Origin of the sequence: Variovorax sp. V35 (assembly GCF_041154465.1) — a bacterium.
GTDB classification, from domain to species: Bacteria; Pseudomonadota; Gammaproteobacteria; order Burkholderiales; family Burkholderiaceae_C; genus Variovorax; species Variovorax boronicumulans.
In genome coordinates this window covers 3,186,848-3,210,032 of the sequence record NZ_AP028666.1, presented here as the reverse complement: position 1 = coordinate 3,210,032, position 23,185 = coordinate 3,186,848, and the positions used below count along the sequence as shown (strand labels likewise).

Genomic DNA, 23,185 nt, shown 5'->3' with positions numbered 1-23,185 from the left:
CTAGAACATTGCGCCTCTCGCCGTGACAGGCCACACGTGGCTGACATGGGAACCGCGGAAAGCAACGATCCAGTCGTGGAGATTGACTGTTGGATCGCAATGGCCTGGAATCAGACGAACCTTCTCCCCGATTCGTGGCAGCTGCCGCGACTCCCCAGGTTCAATCACAGCATGCTCATCAGAGACTGATCGCACAGTCGAATCGCAGTCGACCATCTTGGGTACGCCACGATCCATGGCAAATGCCTTCAACCCACCATCCAGTACCGCGTGGTGGCTCTGCGCACTAATGACGGAGCACATCACGAAGAGTGCGTGGCGCAGGACGTCATCGTTTTCTCCTTGGATATTCTCAGCGTAGTCAGCATCCATGAGCACATAGGACCCCGGTTGGACTTCCGTGTAGAGACCCGAAGCTGCTTCCAAGGCGTACGTCCCGGTTCCACCGCCGGTGATGGTCGGGCATTCCAGGCCCTCCCGGCTCAAGGCTTCGACAACGTCTCGCAGCATTGCCACGGCCTGATCCACCGCGGCCTCACGCTCCTCATATGTCCGCAAATGTTGAGCTGAGCCCCTGAAAGCATGAAGACCGGCAAATGAGAGCTGCGGAGAGTGCCGTGTGATGAGCTTCGCCAGCTCGACGACTGCATTGACCGACGAAACGCCGCATCGACCGTGCCCGATATCAACCTCCACCAGAACGCCAATTCTTGATGCGGCGTCCCGAGTCGCTTCTGCCAACTGATCGATCTGGACTTGATGATCCACACAGACAGACAGCGCACATCGCCTCGCCAGTTGTGCGGCGCGCCTGGTTTTGATGGCCCCCACAATCTGATTGGTCACCAATACGTCTGCGACTCCGCCTGCCACAAATGCCTCAGCTTCGCTGATCTTTTGGCAGCAGATTCCAATCGCGCCGGACGCGATCTGCAATCTCGCGATATCGGCACTCTTGTGGGCCTTCCCATGCGGGCGGACGCGAAGACCCGCCGCGTGCAGCCGTTCATGAACCTTGTTCATGTTGAACTCGAGCGCATCAAGATCAAGAATCAACGCCGGGGTGTCGACTTCTGCAATCGGCATCCCTGGTACTGCCGGCGGGATATTCCACGGCCTGTCCGCATCCGCGATCACGTTGTCGATGAAGAATGAAGTCTGTTGTTTCATTGATGCCTTGACTTTGTACCGAGATGGCATCCGAAGCTCACTGGCCACGACGCAACACCTGGCCTGCATGCCAGTCCACGACCTCGCCACCCACTACGGCCATGCGTCCGTTGACCATGACATGGGAAATTCCCTTGGGGGCTTGTTTGGGCGTGTCGAACGTGGCCATGTCGGCAATCTGCTCCGCGTCGAAAACGGTCAGGTCCGCAGCGAAGCCCGTTGCCACCCTTCCTCGGCCGACGAGCCCGAATCGTTCCGCTGGCAACCCGGTCATCTTGTGAAGTGCCGCCTCCAGCGGAAACAAGCGCAAGTCTCGTGAATAGTGGCCCAAGACCCGCGGAAACGTGCCCCACATGCGTGGATGCGGAACCTCTTGAAAAGGCACCCCATCGGAGCCGATCATCGCGTTCGGCGAAGCAAGGATTCGCTGCACGTCATCTTCCGACAGTGCAAAGTAGACCGCACCTCCGGGTTCCAGGCGGCGCATCGCCTCCTCTTGATCGACTCCCATTTCCTCAGCGATGTCCTTGAGGTCTCGGCCAGCGTGCTCAGGGTGAGTCTTCGACCAGGTAATCTGAATGCGCGACGAATCCTTGATGCGAGAAGGAAGCAAGGTAGACGATGAAGCCGTATAGGGATAGCAGTCGAAGCAAACGGGCGACAGGCGCGCCTGCTTTTTGAGCATGGCAAGCGTATGCGTCGATCGACCGTGATTTTCCTTTCCAAACAGTTTGTGGTGCGAGACGACCAACGGAACGTGGAGCGTGCTGCTGACAGCAAAGGCTTCATGCAAAGCGGGTTCGATCTGGTCCGCCTCATTTCGAACATGCATCGCAATCAGTCCGCCCCTGTCGGAAAGGGGGCGGCCCACAGCGATGAGTTCATCTGTGGTTGTGGCTTGCGCCGGTCCATAGAAAACGCCGGTGGACATTCCCAGTGCGCCGGCGTCCAGGGCTTCATGCAAGTCCAATTGCATGGCAGAGATTTCTGATTCGTTCGCCGGCCTTTGCAGATCAGCCATGTGCCGAAATCGCAAGGTGGAGTGCCCAACCAGGAACGCGCCGTTGATGGCAGGTCGCGACAAGCTCACCGCATCGAGATACTCGGCAAAGGTCCTGAAGTGAACGCCGTCACGACTGAGCTGATCAAGAGGCGTTGGAGGGCGTTCACCAGGTCTCAATGCCATTGGGGCCAGAGAACAACCGCAGTTGCCGTTGATGATGGTGGTAACGCCCTGCGCTAGTTTCGGATAGATTTCCGAGCGATCGAAGATTGCGGCATCGTCATGCGCATGGGTGTCAATGAAGCCTGGCGCGATAACCTGTCCACTTGCATCGATGACCTGTTTGGCGCTTGCCTTGCTCAGGTCTCCGATTTCCGCGATCAACTCTGCGACGACACCGACATCCGCGCGGTATCGCGGTGCGCCTGTGCCGTCAATGACGGTCGCGTCCTTGAAAATGTAGTCGAACGTCATATCAGTCCATTTTTGCGTTGGAAAATTTCACGATCTCGGCCCAAATCGGCCGCTCTTTTCGCGCCAGAGTAAATAGGCGTTCGGGCTCGCCCGTCGACGTCTCGGTTCCCAGTTCCGAAAGACGCTTTTTCACCACTGGATCGTCGAGTGATTGATTGAGTGCCCTATTGAGCGTCGCGATGATGTCTGGCGAAGTGCCCGTCGGTGCGACCAGACCACCCCATGCAACCATCTCATAGCTAGGCAGACCAGCCTCCATCACTGTTGGGACCGCTGGCAGCAGTGGCGATCTTTCTTTGGAAGTGACCGCGAGTGCACGCAGCTGGCCTGATTGGATCTGGGGAAGAACCATCGAAATGTTCTCGAACATCAGGTCGACCATTCCACCCACCAAGTCCTGAACCGCCGCTGCGCTTCCTCGGTAGGGCACATGCAACATACTGATCCCAGCCTTCGCCTTGAAGAGCTCTCCGCTCAGATGCCCCGTTCCTCCATTGCCCGATGACCCCATCGACAGCTTGCCTGGGTTCTTTTTTGCATAGTTAAGCAGGTCGTCAATGGAGCGAAATGAGCTACGGGATCTCACGACAAGAGCGTTGGACACGAAGCCAATGAGTCCAATCGGAGCTAGCTGTCGCTCTGCGTCGTAGGGCAGCTTGGAGTAAAGGGACTGATTGATCGCCAGCGTAGTGGCGTTGGCGAATCCAATGGTGTATCCGTCGGGTGCTGCACGTGCAACCTCGCCGATGCCGATCGCTCCAGCTGCGCCAGGTTTGTTATCCACGAAAAGTGGCTGTCCGAGTCGACGTGCCATTTCGGGGACCACGACACGAATGAGGAGGTCTGGTGGCCCTCCCGCTCCAGAATGCACCACGACGCGGACAGGTTTTGCAGGATATGGTGTGCCCTCCGCATGGACCGAGCCTGCTGTTGCGGCAGCAAGCAGAACGAGCGCTGCCAATGCCGTGGGAAATCGCTTCGTGTGGGGGAGTGCCATGCTCGTAGTCCTTGATTGGTATCTGTAGTCGGATGGATCGTGAAAATGCTCTTCATCAATCATTTCGGCGAAGACCTGCTCGATGAAGCAGCAAACCGGGGTGATTGCCGCAGACCAGGGAGCTTTTGCCGGTTCCGGCGATGGGCGCGGCATCGGAGTGATTTCGGATCGGGACCATGGCCCGCATCTTGTACAGGCCAACGGATGGGCGCGATCCGATTTCTGCGCCTTCCAACAGACCACCCGCCGGATACGGAACGAGCAGCTTCGCTGGCTTGGAGACACATCCTGCTGTGGCTGCATGTCCGGCCAGGACAGCGTCGCAAAAGAACGCGACACGCGACTTCTTGATCTGGGACGAATTCACGGCGAACGGCTCCTGGGCTTGAACAGTGCGGCGAATGGTAGGTTCGGGCATCCGCTGCGACAATGTTCAATCTCGCCATTTGCTGTGCTGATCCAGCCAACCAGATTTTTATGGTTCATTTCGATCTTGTGCTCGCCGAAGGCGGCGCTCCCGGCGCGCTGTGGGTGGTGATCGACGTCCTTCGAGAACTCAATGCACTTGCGCGCACGCGCGCCCCCCGCAGCCGCGAGCCGGTCGTGGCGTGGCGCCTGGTCGATGCGCGGGGCCGTACGCACAAATGGCATGCGCAGGCGTGCATCGACGACGAGGAGCGCCTGTACGCTCGCAAGCCCCGGCCAGGACCACGCGTGATGCTTCTCCCGCCGCTCGAGATGCGCTCAATGCCGGCGCTGCGACGGTTGGTGTCCCGCAACGCGGGCTTGGTCGAGAAGGTTCGCGAGCGCCTCGACGCGGGCCATCTCATCGGCGCTTGCGGCACCAGCATTTGGCTCCTCGCGCAGTCGGGGCGGCTCCTGCTCGCGCCCATCCAGTGGCTCTACCAGTCGGGCTTCGAGGTCCAGTTTCCGAACGTGAGGATCGAGGCGCGTGAGCCGATCGTGGTGCAGCACGGAATGGTTTGCGCGGCAGCCCCTTCATTGACGCATGCGCTGGTGCTTCACCTGACCACCTACGCCGGGCTGGCCGATCTGGCGCATGCCTGCGCCGAAAAGGTTCTGCTCAACGCCGAGCGCCAGGCGCTGTCGGCCAGCATGACAAGCAAGGAAGTGCTAGGACAGTCACGAGACACGCCGCTCTATCGCGCGCAGACCTGGATCCAGGCCAACGCGGGGCGCGCATTGACGCTGGCAGAAGTGGCAGCGGCGGCCTCGGTCAGTGAGCGGACCCTTTCCCGGATATTCCGCCAGCATCTCGGCAAGACGCCTCTGAAGTACCTGCAGGAGCTGCGCGTGCAGCGCGCCGAGATGTGGCTCGAAGGCACCTGGCGTTCGGTCGAGGAGATCGCTCATGAGTGCGGCTATTCGGACACCAGTGCCTTCTGCCGGATGTTTGCGCGCGCGACAGGCATCAGCCCGCGTAGCTACCGGGAACGCTACACCTTCAGGGGGCCGCGCGCGCATTGGAAATTGAACGAAGCAGGCCAGTCTCAAGCTTGAGCTGCCTCCATGAGGGACGAGCTCGACCCCGGGCCTCGACCGGTATGTGCTGCCCGCCGACTTTGAAGGTGCTAGCGAACTGGACGGTGTAATGAAAGTCGGCTATTGGCCGATAGTGCCCCTCTGGCCAGCCGCATCGAACGGCAGCAACCAGTCTGAAGCAGCCGCCCAACGCGTGCGACGCTCCGTATTTCGGCCTGTTGGACCATGCCCTGTCCCATCAGGGCACCGCTGATAGAAACCGCTTTCGCGCCAACGACGAGCCTATTGCCCAACCGACGATAACGATAGGCACATAAACGCCCGGTTATCGGAAGTTGAGAGCGCAAAGCAACCAGTAAAAACGTGCTGCACTCAGGTCAATAGTTCATCACTGCGAGAGGCAGGTATGCAGCGGCTGCCGGCATCCCTCGGCCTCGCTCGACGGGTACTATCAACCAGGAACGGAAGTTCACGGAAAGTGCATAGGCCGCTAGTAAGCGCTCATTCTTGGGAGCCGCCGAATGAAGTTTCGGATTGATCACATCTTTGCCCGTGGGCGGCCTGTGCGCTTCTCTTATGAAAGCTAGATGAGGGCGAATTTTCTCTCTCTCTCTCTCTCAGAAACACCTTGCCTCGGTGGGGTCCCAATCAAGTGGTCGCTTTCTCAACCGCGTGCAGCTCGGGGGGAAGACGGGTAGATCCGTAATGGTCTTTTTTTTTCCCAAGAGTAGCGAGCCCCGATCAGGAGCGCGGCAATCCCAACCCATGCAGAGCGATCAAGTTCCGCTGAATCTCCGCCGTGCCACCGCCGATCACGGTCACGATCGAAAAACGCAGCAGTTGCTCGAACCGGCCCGCGGCGACCGCGCCATGCGCCCCCTTGGATAGCGTCGCCGCAGCGCCCAGAATATCGAGCGAGACTTGCCCCAACTGCTCCATCAGTTCGCCGGTGTACGCCTTGCTCATGGCGGCTTCATGGATCGGGGCCTTGCCTTTCTCCGCCATTTCAATACTGTTCATGAACAACTGCCGTCCGGCCTCGACCTGGGCGGCGAGCGCTCCAATGCGATCACGAACGGCACCATCGGTACGGCCTGATTGCAGGCTGTCGTCGACCTCGCGCACGCATCGGACCAAGCATTCGAATTCGGCACGCGCGTTAGCGATGAAACTGCCCATCATCATTCGCTCGGTGGCCAATGCGGAGGTGAGGATCGTCCAACCTTGGTTGACCTCACCGACAAGCGCATGTGCAGATACTCGCACGTTGTCGAGGAATTCTTGGCAGAAAGTGTGCCCGTACATGGCCATCGACGGGCGCACCGTGAGACCCGGAGTCTTCATTGGCACGATGAAGAGGCTGATGCCGGCGTGCGGCCGCTGCGCAGTCCGATCGGTGCGCGCCGCTAGCCACATGTAGTCGGCTTTCTCTGCGGCCGTGGTCCAGATTTTCTGTCCATTGATCACCCATTCGTCGCCGTCGCGCTCGGCGGTGGTCTGCATCGAGGCGAGGTCGGAGCCCGAGCCGGGTTCGCTGTAGCCTAGGCAGAAGGTGATTTCCCCGCGAGCGAGCTTGGGAAGGAACTCAGCCTTCTGCGCTGGCGTGCCGAACGACATCAGGGCATGAGCCTGGATGTCCCCACGGCCACCCATCGGCGCGCCGACGCGCTGAATTTCTTCCATGAAAGCCAATTGCTCGCGGGGCGTGCGGCCTTCGCCGCCGTAGGCGCTGGGCCAACTCAGACTGTTCCATCCTTTGCGGCCCAGCAATGCGGTGAACCTGGTGTCGTAGCCCCATTCTTCGTACGGTCGGTCAATCTCGTCTTCCCGGCTTTCGGGCACCCAGTTGTCCTTCAGCCAGTCGCGCACTTCCACGCGAAATGCATTGCCCGCAGTCCCCAGATCCTGTTCTGGAAGTGCCTGCCCCTGGTCGAGCAGCGCCTGGGCCAATTGCTCCCGGGCACGGCGCACCCCACCCAGGCGTGCCAGGTCGGCATGAATTCGCCGGAAATGCCGAGGTGCCTCATGTTCTTCCGAGTAGCCGACGGCACCGAAGGTGTGGTGCACCTCCAGCGCCACCCGGCGCAGAGCAGGGCCGGCAAAAGCGCGCGCGCTCGCGCCGAGCACACGCCAGTTGTCCATGCCGAAGTCGTAGCTGCGGGCCGCGTTGTTCAGCAATAGCCTCGCAGCCTCCAGGCTCATCAGAGCGTTCGCGAGCTTGTGCTGAAGTGCCTGGAAGCGGCCGATCGGTTGGCCGAACTGACGGCGTTCCTTCGCATATTCGACCGCCATGTCGAAGCCGCGCTGTGCAGCACCTAGACTGCGCGCCAGCAAGGCCAGCCCTGCGATCTGGTGGAGATCCTCGGCCAGTTGCTGCGAAATGACCAAAGGGACTGCGGCCACGCAGTCGAAGGTCAGCCGAGCCAAGGGCGGGATCGCCAGACCCGGCGTTTCCTCGATGGCCAGACCCGGTGCACCGCGCGGCACAACTACCAGCAATGGACCTTGGTCGGCCAGCACGAGCACGTGAGTGGCTGTCGCACAGCCCTCGGCAAAGTCCACGCACCCTTGCAACCGATCACTGTTCCACCGAAGCGTGCCAGCGCACGGATCGCCGTCAAAGCTACCTAGTGCGAAGGCGATGGTGGCGTCGCCCCGATGGAGCGCGTCCAGCAAATCATCCGTTTCCTGCGAACTGCTTCGCAGCGGCGAAAGCACCATATTCACAAGCACGGCGCCGACCAGCGGCGCGGGACAGCCCGCACGCCCTAGTTCTTCCAGCGCCACTGTAATCTCGCGCAGACCGCCTTCGAGCGGATCGCGGCCCAGGCTTGCCACGCCCTGTTCCGCCAGTGCGTGCCAGATCGACGCAATCGCTTGCGTGTCGGCAGCCAGCGCTATGGCGCGCTCGGCGGGCCAGAGCCGTTCAAGCAGACGGCGCAGGCTTTCGCGCAACATCTCCCGCTCTTCGTCGCTCGGCAGCATTTCGGGGGCAGGCACAGCGCGCTCTTCTTCTGCCATACGACATCTTTCGTGTGGAGCAGTCCGACCTCTGGACTGCGACGAAGATTCTGGTGTGCGCCAGAAAAGCGATCACCCCTCTTTTCGAGTGGAGCCTGCGGCAAACGACTCAGTCGATCAGTCCGCGCTTGCGTGCCACCATCACCGCGTCGTACCGGCTCGGGACGCCAAGCTTGCCGAAGATGCTCTTCAGGTTCCACTTTACGGTTTCGAGCGTGATATTCAGGGTCAGCGCGATCCGCTTGTTGGACATCGATTGACCGAGCAGTTGCAGGATCTCGATCTCGCGCGGCTTCATGTTTTGGTCCTGCACCGCAGCCTCTCGCAAGGGTAGTCGGGATGTGCGCGCGGCGTCGGCTCGCTGCAGCAGGTCGGCGAGGTAATCCCGGGTGTCGCCGGCCTCCAGCGTCGTCACCAGTTTCCTGAGTAGAACATGCAGGGCTTCGCCTTCGTCCAACACGGTGCGCACCAGACCCAGACGCAGCGCGGCCTCAATGCCGACCATCAGCCCGTGTCTCGATTCCGCCTCGCGCCCCATCTGATCGAAGGCGCAGCCTGACAGTAGGTCGGCCAGCACCACGCTCTTTTGGCGGGCGAACGTGACGCCGTGCTGCCGCAGGCGCCCGAGCGCAGGCAATGCCGCGTCCCCGTGGCCTTCGGCTAGAGCGAGGCGCGCCGCCGCCAGCGCGGCAATGGCGTCGATTTCGGCAAGGAAACCCGCGGCGCCGCGATGGCGTTCAGCCAGCGCATCGAGCTCGGCCTGTATCTGCTGCGCGATCTCCTGGCGGCCAAGCCGCAGATGTAGGCGCGCCTGCTCGGCCAGCACATACGCCAATGGGCGATCGAGCGCTTGGTCGCGATATTGGGATTCGTCTTCGGCCAGACCCTGGAGCGTTTCTAGTGGTGACAGTTGCAAGCCCGCCAGCCGGTTACGCGCGATGAGGGCGCGCACCATCGGCTCCGGGGACGAGAAGCGCAGCAGATCGAGGCGGTGGGCGAGCACGTCGCGCGCCTCGGCGAGGCGATCAGCTTCGTAGTACGCATCGGCGGCGAAAGCCGCGCAGTTCACGGCAGACACCGAGCGGCGGCCGTGCGCGTCCTCGGAGCGCACAACCAGCGGCCCGGCAATCCGGATCGCCTCCGTGTTGGAGCCCTCCAGTAGATGGCTAAGTAGCAAGGTCGACTCGGCCACTAGCGCCATGTCGTCCAACAACTCTGCACGCGACAGGCGTGCGAGGTTGCGGTGCAGGCTCCGTGCGTCGGCGTAGCGGCCTTCCGCACAATACGCAAAGCTGAGTATGGCTAGGTGGGCCTGGCGCAGGAACCGTTCCTGCAAGGCATCGAAGTCCGAAGGCGCGATCAGCGCCAACGCGGCACTGGTGTCATCGCGCTGAAGCGCGATACTGGCGCGCAGGTAGCGTGCGTGCAGGGCGAACTCGGGGGCCAGCATTGCTTGACCTTGCTGCAGCCGATCGAGCCAGGCCTGCGCATCTCTCCATCGGCAAGTGGCGACAAGCGCCCAGCAACCGAGCACGAGCAGCCGGGGGTGGGCCATCAGCACCTCGGCCGAGAGCTGACTCATCCAGCGTTGCAGCGTGCTGATGAAGCTCATGCTGCGCACCGGCAGGTCAGCGCGCTCCACCAGCCGAGCTGCGGCCTCGAGATCGTCCGCGTGGTAGGCGTGCCGCAGGGCCTCGATCAACGAGCCGTGTGCCTCGAACCAATGGCTCGCGCGCGCATGAGCCGCGCGCACCTGCTGCGGATCGCGCGCTGAAAGGCGCTCCTGCAGAAAGCTGGCGAACAGCGGATGCAGGCGATACCACGGCGTGGGACTGTCGATCTCGACGGGTAGGAGCAAGAGGTTTTCGCGCTCCAACTGATCAAGCAGAGCCCGGGCCTGCGGGCTCTCCGTGACGTAGTGGACCAGGTCGGCATTGAAGCGCCGGCAGATCGAGATTTTCTCGATGAAGTCAACGAGTTCGGGCGCCAGGTCGCGCACCACGTCCTCCGACAGGTAGCGTTGCAGGTCGCCGCGGTGGTGCACCAGTTGTGATAGCAGCGCGCGGTTGCCCGACGCGCGCTTGAGTCGGATGCAGATCATCTGCACGCACAGGGGCCAGCCGTCAGTGATGTCGTGGATCAGGCGCGCGTCGTCGGGCGTAACTTCGCCGAGCTGCTTGGCCAGAAAGTCCTGCGTCTCATGGAAATCGAATGGCAGGTCTGCGAGGGCGATTTCGCTCAGCTCGCCGGTGAGGCGCATGCGACTCACAGCAAGCGGCGGCGAGGTGCGCGATGCGAGGACCAGGTGCATCTCCTCGGGACAGTGGTCCAGCAGGCCCTGTATCAACGCATGCGTCAGCGGGTCGTCGACATGGTGGTAGTCGTCGATGAAGAGGTAGAGGGCCTTGCTCGACTGACAGGCCGCATCGACGATGGTGGCGACGGTCTGCGCCACTGGCAGCTCGGCGCGTGCCTCGGAAGGCAGGGCGGTGCTGTCTTCAACGGCCAAGCCGGCCTGCTGCAGCGCGCCCAGGAGGTAGGCGCGGAACTGTGGAAATTGCTGCTCCTCCTGCGACAGCGAGAGCCACGACACCTGCTCGCCGGCTTTCAGCAGTTCCTGGCGCCACTGCGCCAGCAGCGTTGTCTTGCCGAAGCCCGCGCTGCCGCACACCAGCGCAAGCCGGCAGTCGCGCGCTTCGCGAAGCCGCGCCAGCAGGCGGGTCCGCGCGGTCGATTGCGGGCTGATGCGCGGCGGCGCGAACTTGGTCGGAATGAGAAGGTGGTCGAGCGGCAAAAGGCGGGCTCCTTGCACGAGGGATTTTAGGGAGCGCCTCCTCGGAACGCTCTCCGCTGCAACCCGCCCCCTCAACACGAGGGGTGCGCCCGGGAGGGGGGCGCCGCACCATTGCGACGCGTCCATGCAAGGAGACAGACCGCAATGACCTACCAGACCATCATCCACGAGCAGCGGGAGTCCGTCGCATGGATCACGCTCAACCGTCCCGCTGAACTCAATTCGGTGAACTTGCGAATGCTGCAGGAGCTGTCGGCGGCGCTGACGGAGGTCGCGGCCGACGCTTCGCAGAAGGTGCTCGTGCTGACTGGCGCAGGCCGGGCCTTCTGCGCCGGCGCCGATCTGAAGGCCCTGCGCGGCGCCATCGATGCCGCCCCGGGCGAGCCGAACTTCTCCGACCTGACCCTGTCCACGCTCTCGCAGTTACGCAATATGCCCAAGCCGGTCATCGGCGCGATGAACGGCCTGACGGTCGCCGGGGGTCTCGAGCTGGCGATGTGCTGCGACTTTCTCGTGGGCGCGGCGAGCGCGAAGATCGGCGACGGCCACGCGAACTACGGTGTGTTCCCCGGCGGCGGAGGTGCGGCGGTCCTCCCGCGCCGGATCGGCCTGCCACGTGCAAAACAGTTGTTATTCACCGGCGACTTGATGAGTGCCGCGCAGATGCAGGCCTGGGGTTTGTTGAACGAGGTGGTGGCCGATTCTGAGCTGCAGCCGGCGGTTGCCGCTCTGGCGGCCCGCATGGCCGGCAAGAGCCCTCTGGTTCTGCGCCGCATGAAGACCATCGCCGAGCGCGCCCTGGATCAGCCGCTCGACTTGGCGTTGCGCGACGAGTTGCTCGAATGCCTGCAGCACACACGCTCCCATGATTTTAGCGAAGGGCTCGCCGCCTATGGCGAGAAGCGCGCGCCGGCCTTCCGGGGCGTCTGAGGCCCGCCACTCGCCGGCCCTTGGCACTGAAGAACAACACAACAGGAGACAAAGAATGAATCGCTTGATGAATCTGCCGGTGGTTCGACGCGTCCGGTCGCTGGGCCGGATGCTGGGCCGATGGATGGCCGCGCTGATGCTCTGCCTGGGTGCGTCGGCCGCCGCGGTAGCTGGCCCGCTGCAGGACCCGGCGGGTGACCCCTTCTACGCGCCGCCGTCGCCGTTGCCCGAGGGGCCGCACGGCACACTCATCCGTTCGCGCGCCTATGTGCCGCTGGGACTGCCCGCCTGGGGTTGGCAGATCATGTACAAGTCGACCGACGTCAACGGCAACGCCGTCGCCGTCACTGGGAACGTGATGGTGCCGTGGCTGCCATGGTTCCAGTCTTCGCCGCGACCGATCGTCGGATGGGCGTCGGGCACGCAGGGCATTGCGGACCGCTGCGCCCCGTCGCACCAACTCGCCGTCGGCACCGAGTACGAGGCGATCGCCGGCCCCATCGGCTGGACGCTGGCCCGCGGTTGGGCCATCGCCATGACCGACTACCAGGGCCTCGGCACGCCGGGCGACCACACCTATGGCGTCGCGGCGCCTGCGGGTCGGGCCATGCTCGATGCAGTGATCGCGGCCCAACAACTGGGCGGGGCGAACTTGTCGGCCCAGGCACCGGTCGGCCTCGTCGGCTACTCGCAGGGCGGGCACGCCTCGGCCATCGCTGCCGAGCTATGCGCCAGCGTTGAAGGTCAAGGGTGTGGCCTCGGGCGCCGGGCCGTCGAGCATTGATGGCCTGTACGCGGCCAACAACGGCGGCCTCTTCGGCGGTGCAATCCCGTACCTGCTGCCTATCCCGAGCTGAGCCTCGACACCATCCTGACTCCCTATGGCCGCTCGATCATCGCCGAGGCGCGCAATAACAAGTGCCTGCTCGCCATGGCGGCCAGCTATCCGGGACTGGGAGATGCGGTGCTCGTCGACGGGCCGGGCATCTTGACGCGTTCCGACTGGAAGGCGCGCTTCCTGCAGCAGCGCACCGGCACCGCCACGCCGGCGGTGCCCGCGCTCGTCTACGCCGGCCTGCTCGACGAGCTTGTGCCCTACGAGAACACGAAGAAGACCTTCACCGCATGGTGCGCCGGCGGGGCGAAGGTGAGCTTCCGAACCATCGGCATCACCGAGCACGCGACCGGGATGCTGTTGGGCTATCCGCTCGCCCTGGACTGGATGGCGGACCGCTTCGCCGGCGCACCTGCGCCTTCCGACTGCCCGTGACCTGTCTCGTCGAGGGCCGGGCCCGATCAACCCAGAGAGGATGAACATGTCCAACCGTGTAGCCATCGTGTCGATGGCACAAGTCAACTACAGCGAGAAGCGGGCGTACTCACCCGAAGAGCTGGCCTACCGGGCAATCCGGCCGGTGCTGCAGGAAACCGGCCTGCGCTTCCTGCCGGCCTACGAGAAGGGTGGCATCGACGCGAGTCTGATCTGCCATGAGCACTCGCGCATCGCACGCCCGTTCTCTGCGTCGCTGATCGTCGATGTGGCGGGTGCCAATCTTCGGCCTGACGAGAAAGTGGACCAGGACGGTGCCGTCGGCGTACTTGAAGCCTTCTGGCAAATCGCCTCGGGAGAATTCGAGACCGTGCTCGTGGTCGCGGTCGGCCAGGATTCGACGGCGGCCAGTGGTGGCAATGCCATCGAGAACAAGGTGTTCGACCCCTTCTTCTGCCGGCCCTTGGGCCTGGACAACGTACAGGCCGCCGCGCTCCAGGTACAGCGCTATGCGCACAAGTACGGCATCACGCCGGAGCAGCTCGCTGCGATCTCGGTCAAGAATCTCGGCAACGCCCGCAACAATCCCCTGGCCTTGCGCGAGGGCGACTTCAGCATCGCCGATGTGCTTGGTGCGAGGATGCTGGCTGACCCGATCACCACGCTGCAGTCGCGTCCGCAAGGCGACAGCGCCATCGTGATGCTGCTGGCCAATGAGCAGCGCGCCCGACAGTTGACGGACAAGCCGGTCTGGATCAAGGGCCTGGCCAACTGCTGCGACGGCTATTTCCTGGGGGATCGTGATCTCGCCGACTCAGAAGTGCTGACCATGGCGGCCAAGAAGGCCTACCGTATGGCCGGTATCGACAACCCGCGCACCGACATCGACCTGCTGGAGGTCACCGACGAGTTTGCCTACCAGGAACTGATGGCCTACGAGGGGCTGGGACTGTGCGCAGCGGGCGAAGGTCCTCGCTGGCTGGAGTCCGGCGTCAGCGGCCACGATGGGCTGCAGCCGGTCAATCTCTCCGGCGGTGCTCTCTCCGGCACCAGCCACACCACCATCGGCATGGCGCGGGTCGCCGAAATTGTGCTGCAACTGCGCGGCGAAGCCGGCAAGCGCCAGGTGGGCCGTGCCCGCACCGGCCTCGCACACCTCGCTTCCGGCCCCGCTGGGCAATTTCACCAAGTAATGATTCTGGGAGTCAATCCATGAAGCGCCGCGTCGCCATCGTCGGCTTCGGCCAGACCGAAATGACCGCCCACAGCCCGCTGACAAAGGCGGAGTTGGCCAACCAGGCCGTGCGCCGCGCGCTCGCGGATGCCCGGATCACGATGAAGCAGGTCGAAGAGATTGTCCTCGGCGACATCGACTGGGTTTCCGGTACTGCAGAATCGGAAATGGAGCTGGCCGATTTCGTCGGCCACTACCGCAAACCCCTGGTCAAGATCGAAACCGGCGGCACCGTCGGCGGCTCGGCTGCGATATCAGCCATCCACCATGTAGCTGCGGGCGCTTGCGACGTGGCCATGATCTCCACCACCTCGAAGTTCGTCGGCCCGCCGAGCGACGTGATGCCGCGCGGCCCCTTCCTGCAGGCTGGCATCTCCTCAGGCGTGCACGCGCTCACCGAGAAATGGTGTGCCATCGGCGCGGTCGGCACGCTGTCGTTGATGGCCGCGGCCTACGCCAAGCTCTCGGGCTGCCCCGAGGAAGCGGTGGCCATCGCGCGCGTCAAGGCCTCCGAAAACGCCGCTCGGAACCCCTATGCCCATCTGCGCGAGCGCCTCAGCGTCGAGCAGGTGATGCAATCCCCGATGCTGACGGCGCCCATGCGCCAGCTGCACATGTGCCCGATCACCGAAGGCTCAGCCTCGATCATCTTCGCCAGCGAGGATGTGGTGGACCAGATCACCGACAAGCCGGTCTGGGTGCAGGACGTCGTGAGCATCCATTCCGCGCAGCATTGGTCTGCCCTGCAGGACTTCATCGCACCCAAGGAGCGCTGCGTGCTGCCCAGTCTGCAAAAGGCCTGCGAGATTCTCTACAAGCGCAATGGCATCACCAGACCCGCTCAGCAGCTGGACGTGGTCGAGATGTACGAGCCCTGCACCTGGGCCGAGCTGGTGTGGATGGAAACCATGGGTCTGGCGGAGCCCAATCAGGCATGGCGGATGGCCGCCAGCGGCGCCACAGCCATCGATGGCGTGCTGCCGATCAATCCCTCCGGCGGCGTCACCTGCACCAACGGTGGCGTGCCCTCCACGACCCAGCGCTTCGGCGAACTGGCGCTGCAGATCCGCGGCGACGCCGGCGCGCACCAGGTGCCGCGCGAGCCCCGGCTGGGCATCGCCACCGGGTTCGGCGGCACCGGCTGGACCCCGCTGCTACTTCTCTCCAAGGACAAGCCATGAGTGATACCACGCACAAGCCTGTGCCACCGACGCGGTTGCGCACGTACTTCTCGATGGACTACCCGGTGGGCCTGTTCAATGGCCGCTTCGCGCGCGAGATGCGCGACAACGGCCGGCTGATCGGCATCGTCTGTCGCCACTGCGGCTTCAGCATGCTGCCGCCCCAGGCGGTATGCACGGTCTGCCACGGCGAGAACATCAAGGACCCCAACTGGGTGGAGATGGGGCCCGAAGCGACAGTCGCCGGCTTCATGACCTTCAACATGCCCTTCATCGACACCAACGACCTTTCGGTGCAAAAGGGCCACTACACGGTCGGCCAGCTGATGGTCGATTCACCAGGCCGCACCAGCGGCTTCCTCTGGCATTTCATCGGCGAGGCCGACGCCAGCCAGTTACGCAACGGCATGCGCGTGCGCGCGATCTACCGTCCGCGTGACGAACGCAAGGGTCTGATGACCGACATCCTGCATTGGGTGCCGACAGGAGAATGACGATGTATCCAGCTGAACTCGAAGCCGCCGAGCCCATGGTCCTGCGCCAGCCGGTGCTGTACTGCGACATCAACTACGACGTGGGCCGGATCAACGGCCGGTTCTTCGCCGCGCTGCGCGACGAGGGCCGCATCACGGCCACCCGCTGCACGGCCTGCGCCCGTAGCTACCTGCCACCACGCATGAGCTGCCCCGAATGTTTCGCCGAGTTGGACGAATGGGTGGATGCAGGTGATACCGGCACGCTCACGGCCTTCACCATCGTGCGCGAGCCCGGCATGCTCCAGCAAATGCCCCTTCCCTATGTGGTCGGTCTGGTCAAGCTCGACGGCGCAGACACCGCACTCGTTCACTACCTCGGCGAAGTCGCGCCCGAGGCGGTGAAGGTCGGCATGCGCGTGCGCGCCGTGCTGGCTGAAGAGCGACACGGCAATATTTGGGATATCCGCTATTTCAGGCCGACGACCTGAGGCAAGAGGCCGAAACGCCACCTGAACACTTATAGCAAGAGGAGACATGACATGCCGCACATCCACGCCCCCATCAACCCCAGCACCTGGCTACAACGCCACGTGCAGGAACGGCCCGACCAGCGCTATCTCACGCAGCCCCTGGGCGGCGGACAGGAGCGCCACTTCACCTGGGCGCAGGCTTCAGAAGAAGCGCGGCGCATGGCCGCGCATCTCGCGTCTTTCGGCTGGGAGCCTAGTTCGCGGGTCGCGATCATGTCGAAGAACTGCGCCTGGTGGTTCCTCGCCGACTTCGCGATCATGTTGGCCGGGCATGTCTCGGTGCCGATCTATCCTTCTCTCACGGGAGCATCGGTGCGCCACGTCCTCGAGCACTCGGGCGCCAAGGCATTGTTTCTGGGCAAGCTCGATTCCGACGATTGGGGCGCCATGCGTGCCGGCATCCCCCCGGGGATGCCGGTGGTGCGGTTTCCGCTGCGCGCGGACGGGGAATTGCCCGACCAGCCCGTGGCCGACTGGGACACCGTGATCGCCCGCACGCCGCCGCTGACCGGCGAGCGCTCGCGCGGCGTCGACGAGTTGGCCACCATCGTCTACACCTCGGGAACCACCGGCGTTCCCAAGGGCGTGATGCACACCTTCGGCACGCTGGGGGCGTCGCTGGGCATCCTGATGGACGACTATGGCTTCGGCCCGCACGATCGCATGCTGTCGTACCTGCCATTGGCGCACAGCGCCGATCGGATGTTTTCCGAGATGGTGTCGCTGGCAAGCGGCTGCAGCGTGACCTTCAACGAAAGTGTCGAGACCTTCGTCTCCGATCTCCAGAAGACCCGACCCACCTTCTTCATCGCAGTGCCGCGGCTATGGGCCAAGTTCCGCCAGGCCGTGCTGACGCGCATTCCACCTGCGCAGTTGACGACGATGCTGGCCGATCCCGAGAAAGGGCCGGCCGTGCGCCGGCAGGTGCTGGCGCAACTGGGCTTGGCCGAGACGCGCTATGCGCTGTCGGGTGCCGCGCCGCTGTCGCAAGAACTGCATCAGTGGTATCTCGACCTGGGCCTGGAGCTGCTTGAGATCTACGGCATGACGGAGAACATGGGCACGCATGCGAGCCGCCCTGGAAAGGGACGAGTGGGTTACGTGGGTCAGCCGCGACCTGGCGCCGAAGTCCGGCGTACCGACGACGGCGAGATCTTGGTCCGCTTCCCAGGCAATATGCGCGGTTACTTCAACGATCCGCAGCGCACCGCTGAGGTCATGACCGAGGACGGCTTCCTGCGCACCGGCGACGTCGGCGACATCGATGCCGAGGGCTACTTGAAGCTCACTGGCCGTGCCAAGGAGATCTTCAAGACCAGCAAGGGCAAGTACGTGGCGCCCACACCCATCGAGAATGCGCTGTGCGGCGATCCGCTGGTCGAGGCCTGCTGCGTGACTGGCGTGGGCTTTCCGCAGCCGTTTGCCGTCGTTCTGCTGGCGCCGGGCGCTACGCGAAGTCCCGAACTCACGCGAACGCTCGATGTGCTGCGGCAAGCTGTCAACCAGACTCTGGACCCACACGAGCGACTCGATTTTCTGGTCGTCGCCGCGCAGTCGTGGACCGTCGAGAACGGACTCATGACCCCGACGTTCAAGCTGCGTCGCAACGTGTTCGAAACACGCTTCGGACCGCATTTCGAGCGTTGGGCGACCCTTGGCGAATCCGTCGTCTGGGCCGAATGAGTGCATAGGGGGCGTGTCAGGTTTCGCCCCTATCACGGAAGGGGGCCTTCGCGCATCCTGGCACCCTCGCACTCCCCTCCATTCGAGGGGCGAAAGAAATCATGCGCGTCGGCAGACTTCATGCCACCGAGAAAAACACGACGCCTACAGGAGACCCAACATGGCCATCATTGACTTCTTCGACCGCGGATGGGAGATCGATCCGCAAGCACCTGCTTACGTGATGGACGATGCGGTCTACAGCTTCGATGATGTCGGCACGCTCTCGTGCCGCATCGCGAACGCCCTGCTGGCGATGGGCCAGGGACGAGAGAAGGTCGGCGCGGTCTGGGCCGCCAACCATCCGGTGCCATGGACCTGCACCCTGGGGCTGTGGCGTGCCGGTATGGCGTGGATGCCTGTCAATCCGCGCGGAGCGCTCGAAGAAAATCGTCAGTTGCTCGATGCCTTCGACTGCGAGGTACTGTTCTTCCAGCAGGCCTTCGCACCGGCCGTGGAAGCATTGCGCCCCAATCTGCCGAAGATCCGGCTGTTCGTCTGCATCGAAGGCCCCGTGCCGGGGGCGCTAGGACTCTCCGAATGGATCGAAGGCCATTCGGGCAACAGGCCGCAGGTGACCTACCAGCCCGACGACACGGTGGCCGTGATGCCGACCGGGGGCACCACGGGTCTGCCCAAGGGCGTGATGAACACGCACCGCAGCTTCCAGGCCTTCTGCGCCCAGTTCATGATCGCCTGCAGCTACCGGGCCGACGAGAAGATCGTCAACCTTGCCGCAGCTCCGATGACGCATACCGCGGGTGTCTTGTCGCTGCCGTGTACGGCACGTGGCGGCACGGTGGTGGTGCTGACCAAACCCGATCCCACCGCCCTCCTTGATGCCATCGAGACGCACCGTGTGACCGAGTTCTTCCTGCCGCCGACGGTCATCTACCGATTGCTGGACATGCCGGGCATCGAGGGGCGCGACTTTTCCTCGCTGAAGTACTTCCTGTGCGGCGCTGCGCCGATGTCGGCCGAGAAACTGCGCCGCGCCATCGCGGTGTTCGGGCCCGTGATGATGGAGGCCTATGGTCAGACCGAGGCGCCCGGCGCAATCGCGATGAAGCGGCCGGAGGAGAACTTCGTCGGCGGGCAACTCGCCAGCGATGCGCGCCTGCTGTCCTGCGGCCGTGCCAGCCCGCTCACCCGCGTGGCGATCATGGGGGAAAACAACGAACCGCTTGGCGTCGGCGAGACCGGCGAGATCTGCGTGCGCGGTGACCTCGTCATGAAAGGCTACTACAAGGCGCCCGAGAAGACAGCCGACGCCGTCGTCGACGGCTGGCTGCACACCGGCGACGTGGGGCACCTGGACCGCGACGGGTATCTGCGCATCACCGACCGCAAGAAGGACATGGTGATCAGCGGCGGCTTCAACGTCTACCCGAGCGAGGTCGAGCAGGTGATCTGGGCTCACCCCGCTGTGCAGGACTGCGCCGTGATCGGTGTGCCCGATGCCGCATGGGGCGAGGCGGTGAAGGCCGTCGTCGAACTGACGCCCGGCATGCAGGTCTCGGACGGCGAGCTGATCGCCCTGTGCAAGCTGAAGCTGGGCAGTGTGAAGGCGCCCAAGTCGGTGGACTTCGTGGCCTCGCTGCCGCGCAGTGCCAACGGCAAGGTCCTGAAAAAAGATCTGCGCGCACTCTACTGGACGGCGCAGGACCGCAACATCTGATCCGCCGAGGCGGAAAGCGAGCAACCGATGACCCAGGAAACCCTCATCGCCGGTGTCGGCATGGTGCCTTTTGTGCGCCCTGGCCGCAGCGAACCCTATGACGTGATGGCGCAAAAGGCCGTGCAAGCGGCACTGGCCGATGCCCGCATCGACTACGGCCTCGTCGAGCAGGCCTTCGCAAGTTTCGTCTATGGCGACTCGTGCTCGGGCGAGCGCGCTCTCTACCGCGTCGGCATCACCGGCATCCCGATCACCAACGTGAACAACAATTGCGCGTCGGGCTCGTCGGCGCTGTTCCTGGCACGGCAGGCCATCTTGTCAGGTGTCTCGGAGTGCGCACTGGCGGTTGGCTTCGAGGAGATGCGGCCCGGCGCGTTGGACCGCATCTTTCCCACGCATGCGGACCCGCTCGAGCACCACCGCGCCAGTGTGATCGCTGCGATGGGACTCAGCGTGCAGGAGCAAGCACTGCCGCCCGCGCTGCTGATGTTCGGCTCTCAGCTCGAATGGGCTGCGCGTGAATTGCAGCTGACCGATGAGGTGTTCGCGCGCGTGGCCGTGAAGGCGCGCGCGCATGCGAAACACAATCCCTTCGCGATCTTCCGCGATCCGCTGAGCGTGGATGAAGTCCTGGCCGCCCCAACCGTGTGGGGGCGCTTACGCAAGCTGTATGCCTGCGCACCAAGCTGCGGTGCCGCTGCGGTGATCCTGTGCAGCTCCGATTTCGCCCGGCGCCATGGCCTGCGCGCCGAGGTGTCGATCCTCGCTCATGAGATGGGCAGCGACATCGCCACCGACCTTGACCCGCCCAATGTGCCCGATGCGTTGAGCCGAGCCGCCACGCGCCGTGTTGCGGATCGTGCCTACGCGCGCGCGGGGGTGGCGCCAACGGACATCGACGTCGCGGAGGTACACGATTGCTTCGTCAGTAACGAACTGCTCAGTTGCGCGAGCCTGGGCTTTTGTGCCGAAGAAGATCTGGCCGGCTTCGTCCTAGAAGGGCGCAATACCTATGGTGGGCAAGTGGTGGTCTGCCCGTCGGGCGGGCTGCTGTCCAAGGGCCATCCGCTCGGCGCAACCGGGCTGGCGCAGATCACCGAGCTCGCTACGCAATTGCGCGGCCAGGCCGGCGTGCGGCAGGTCGAGGGCGCTCGCCTGGCCTTGCAACACAACGGCGGATTGGGCACGGCGGTGTCGGTGGCCATCCTGCAGCGGCGTGATTGACCCGAGATCGAACCGAAAGAGAAGAGAAAGAGAACCCGAATGACTGCTCCTGTCGTGCTCGAACGCGACGGCCATGTGGCCGCCATCGTGCTGAACCGTCCCGAACAATCCAACGCCATCGACCCGGACGCGGCGCAGGCGTTGATCGGGTGCATCGATACGGTGGCGGCCGATGCGTCGGTCCGCGCCGTGGTGCTGCGCGCTACAGGCAGGCATTTCTGCGCCGGCGGCAGCATCGCGTTCTTCGATCAGGCCGGCGCGGCGCTGCCGGCGCTGCTGGAGCAATTCATCGGTCCGCTCCACGCCGCCATCCACAAGCTGGCGACGCTGCCGGTGCCGGTGATCAGTGCCGTCAACGGGCCGGTCGGCGGCGGCGGCATCGGCCTCGCGCTGTGCGCAGACATCGTGCTGGCCGCCGAATCGATGAAACTGCGCGGCGGCTACTCAGCCCTTGGGCTCACACCGGACGCCGGTTCCTCGTGGCTACTGGCGCGCCGTGCCGGCGCAGCACGCGCCAAACAAATCTTTTTCACGAACGCCCCGCTGTCGGTACAGCAATGCCTGGCGTTCGGCATCGTCGACGAGATCGTCTCGGACGAAAAATTGGCGGCCCGCACGACAAGCCTCGCCCGTACTCTTTCGCAGGGCGCGACGGGCGCGCTCGCGCGCATCAAGCGGCTGGTCGACGGAGCGAACGAACGGTCGCTGCTGGAGCAACTCGACATGGAGCATCGGCTGATGGTCGAGGCAGCCGCATCGGTCCATGTGGCCGAGGGCATTGCCGCTTTCCGGGAGAAGCGCGCCCCGCGCTTTACCTGACGGCCTGTCCGGCTCTCCGCAATCGCTGAAAGATACTCCATGCAAATGAACCTCGATTTCCACGGCCGCCATGTCTTCGTTTTCGGTGGCACCACCGGCATCAACTTCGGCATCGCGCAGGCCTTCGCACGGCAGGGCGCCGCCGTGACCGTCGCGAGCCGCAAGCAGGAGAACGTCGACAACGCCTGCCGAACGCTTTCCGACGTCGGTGGCCCGGTACATGGCGCGTGTGCCGACGTGCGCGATTTCGACGCGGTCGGCCGCGCGTTCGAGAGCGCGGTCGGACGATTCGGGCCGGTGGATGTACTCGTCTCGGGAGCGGCCGGCAACTTCCTGTGCGCGGCGCGGGACATGTCGTCGAACGGCTTTCGCGCGGTGGTCGATATCGATCTCGTCGGCACCTTCCATGTGCTGCGCCAAGCGCACGCACACCTGCGCAAGCCCGGCGCGGCAGTGATCAACATCACCGCGCCGCAGTCCTTCGTTCCGATGCGCTACCAGGCCCATGCCTGCGCAGCCAAGGCCGGCGTTGATCAGTTGACGCGAGTGCTGGCGCTGGAATGGGGCGGCGAAGGTATTCGCGTCAACTCCATCTCGCCCGGCCCGATCGAAGGCACGGAGGGTTTCAGGAAGCTGATGGCGCCAACGCCGGAAGACCACGCCGCCGCGCGCGGCCACGTGCCGCTGCAACGCTTCGGCTCGCTCGATGACATCGCCAACCTCGCGCTATTCCTAGCTTCGCCCTATGCAAGCTACATCTCGGGTGCGCTGATCCCCTGCGATGGGGGTGGGGCCATCGAAAGCGTCAAGCCTGCGCTCGAGGCCGCGAGCCAAGCCGGCCTGTAGGCGGCAAGCATCGAGATAGCACATCCGCCGACGCGGGACTCCCGATGTCTTCAGGTCGATGAAGCGAACGCCGATACTTCACGCGCCAAAGGCATCGTAGGCTGTTTCTAGCCGCGGCCACTATCGACGCCGCGGCGCGTGTCTGTACAAGACATCCAAGTTCGAACCGTAGGGTTTCGACAATGCGCTGCACCAGCAGACTGAGCCCTTCAGTGTCCGTCGGACACCGATAGAAGTCGGCACCTTCCGCACCAATCTCGCGCGCGGTGCGGCAATGAGGGCCGAATGTCAGAGCGCCGGACTACGCTCTGGA

At 63.9% G+C, this 23,185-nt stretch carries 19 protein-coding genes; 13 read left to right on the top strand and 6 right to left on the bottom strand.

Features of this window, described 5'->3' with window-relative positions:
- Genes ACAM42_RS14855 through ACAM42_RS14840 form a run of 4 tightly spaced genes read right to left on the bottom strand, consistent with a single transcriptional unit; the run spans position 1 to position 4,011 of the window.
- A complete protein-coding gene (locus ACAM42_RS14855; protein WP_369632474.1) occupies positions 1-1,170 on the bottom strand; it encodes a DSD1 family PLP-dependent enzyme in 1,170 nt (389 codons plus the stop codon).
- Positions 1,171-1,207: 37 nt separating this feature from the next.
- On the bottom strand, positions 1,208-2,647 hold the full coding sequence (locus ACAM42_RS14850; protein ID WP_369632473.1) for an amidohydrolase family protein: 1,440 nt from the start codon (positions 2,645-2,647) through the stop codon (positions 1,208-1,210).
- 1 nt (position 2,648) lies between these two features.
- Positions 2,649-3,644, bottom strand: coding sequence for a Bug family tripartite tricarboxylate transporter substrate binding protein (locus tag ACAM42_RS14845; protein ID WP_369632472.1), 996 nt, complete (start codon positions 3,642-3,644; stop codon positions 2,649-2,651).
- Positions 3,645-3,699: 55 nt separating this feature from the next.
- Positions 3,700-4,011: a hypothetical protein gene (locus ACAM42_RS14840; RefSeq protein ID WP_369632471.1), complete on the bottom strand. Its 312-nt coding sequence runs from the start codon at positions 4,009-4,011 to the stop codon at positions 3,700-3,702.
- Between the two features lie 62 nt (positions 4,012-4,073).
- Between ACAM42_RS14840 and ACAM42_RS14835 the strand changes: the two genes are divergently transcribed.
- Positions 4,074-5,165: a helix-turn-helix domain-containing protein gene (locus ACAM42_RS14835; protein WP_369632470.1), complete on the top strand. Its 1,092-nt coding sequence runs from the start codon at positions 4,074-4,076 to the stop codon at positions 5,163-5,165.
- A 723-nt stretch (positions 5,166-5,888) separates the two neighbouring features.
- Here the strand turns inward: ACAM42_RS14835 and ACAM42_RS14830 are convergent.
- Positions 5,889-8,168, bottom strand: coding sequence for an acyl-CoA dehydrogenase (locus ACAM42_RS14830; protein ID WP_369632469.1), 2,280 nt, complete (start codon positions 8,166-8,168; stop codon positions 5,889-5,891).
- Between the two features lie 109 nt (positions 8,169-8,277).
- Positions 8,278-10,962 (bottom strand): LuxR C-terminal-related transcriptional regulator, encoded by a 2,685-nt coding sequence (locus ACAM42_RS14825; RefSeq protein ID WP_369632468.1) that lies wholly within the window; start codon positions 10,960-10,962, stop codon positions 8,278-8,280.
- 144 nt (positions 10,963-11,106) lie between these two features.
- On the opposite strand from ACAM42_RS14825, the gene ACAM42_RS14820 reads away from it, so the two are divergent.
- From ACAM42_RS14820 to ACAM42_RS14765, 12 genes are all read left to right on the top strand, one after another.
- Entirely contained in the window at positions 11,107-11,892 is a 786-nt protein-coding gene (locus ACAM42_RS14820; protein WP_062469617.1) for an enoyl-CoA hydratase/isomerase family protein, read from the top strand.
- Positions 11,893-11,947: 55 nt separating this feature from the next.
- A complete protein-coding gene (locus ACAM42_RS14815) occupies positions 11,948-12,676 on the top strand; it encodes a lipase family protein (protein WP_369632467.1) in 729 nt (242 codons plus the stop codon).
- Between the two features lie 147 nt (positions 12,677-12,823).
- Positions 12,824-13,162: a lipase family protein gene (locus ACAM42_RS14810; protein ID WP_369632466.1), complete on the top strand. Its 339-nt coding sequence runs from the start codon at positions 12,824-12,826 to the stop codon at positions 13,160-13,162.
- Between the two features lie 46 nt (positions 13,163-13,208).
- Complete coding sequence (locus ACAM42_RS14805; RefSeq protein ID WP_223301496.1) at positions 13,209-14,378, top strand: thiolase family protein; 1,170 nt, start codon at positions 13,209-13,211, stop codon at positions 14,376-14,378.
- Positions 14,375-15,577 carry a hypothetical protein gene (locus tag ACAM42_RS14800; protein WP_062469625.1) on the top strand — a complete coding sequence of 401 codons (1,203 nt, stop codon included), beginning with the start codon at positions 14,375-14,377 and terminating at the stop codon, positions 15,575-15,577. The genes ACAM42_RS14805 and ACAM42_RS14800 overlap by 4 nt, the downstream gene beginning before the upstream one ends.
- Positions 15,574-16,071, top strand: a complete 498-nt coding sequence (locus tag ACAM42_RS14795; protein WP_062469628.1) for a Zn-ribbon domain-containing OB-fold protein — start codon at positions 15,574-15,576, stop codon at positions 16,069-16,071. The genes ACAM42_RS14800 and ACAM42_RS14795 overlap by 4 nt, the downstream gene beginning before the upstream one ends.
- Before the next feature lie 2 nt (positions 16,072-16,073).
- The gene (locus tag ACAM42_RS14790) at positions 16,074-16,541 is read left to right on the top strand and encodes a Zn-ribbon domain-containing OB-fold protein (protein WP_125948597.1); all 468 of its coding nucleotides are present in this window, start codon (positions 16,074-16,076) and stop codon (positions 16,539-16,541) included.
- Positions 16,542-16,592: 51 nt separating this feature from the next.
- On the top strand, positions 16,593-18,266 hold the full coding sequence (locus ACAM42_RS14785) for an AMP-binding protein (protein ID WP_369632465.1): 1,674 nt from the start codon (positions 16,593-16,595) through the stop codon (positions 18,264-18,266).
- A 160-nt stretch (positions 18,267-18,426) separates the two neighbouring features.
- On the top strand, positions 18,427-19,983 hold the full coding sequence (locus ACAM42_RS14780; protein WP_369632464.1) for a class I adenylate-forming enzyme family protein: 1,557 nt from the start codon (positions 18,427-18,429) through the stop codon (positions 19,981-19,983).
- Between the two features lie 27 nt (positions 19,984-20,010).
- Positions 20,011-21,207 carry a lipid-transfer protein gene (locus tag ACAM42_RS14775; RefSeq protein WP_070064105.1) on the top strand — a complete coding sequence of 399 codons (1,197 nt, stop codon included), beginning with the start codon at positions 20,011-20,013 and terminating at the stop codon, positions 21,205-21,207.
- A gap of 39 nt (positions 21,208-21,246) precedes the next feature.
- Positions 21,247-22,026 carry an enoyl-CoA hydratase/isomerase family protein gene (locus ACAM42_RS14770; RefSeq protein ID WP_369632463.1) on the top strand — a complete coding sequence of 260 codons (780 nt, stop codon included), beginning with the start codon at positions 21,247-21,249 and terminating at the stop codon, positions 22,024-22,026.
- 39 nt (positions 22,027-22,065) lie between these two features.
- Positions 22,066-22,872 (top strand): SDR family oxidoreductase, encoded by an 807-nt coding sequence (locus tag ACAM42_RS14765; protein WP_125948592.1) that lies wholly within the window; start codon positions 22,066-22,068, stop codon positions 22,870-22,872.
- Positions 22,873-23,185 lie beyond the last annotated feature (313 nt).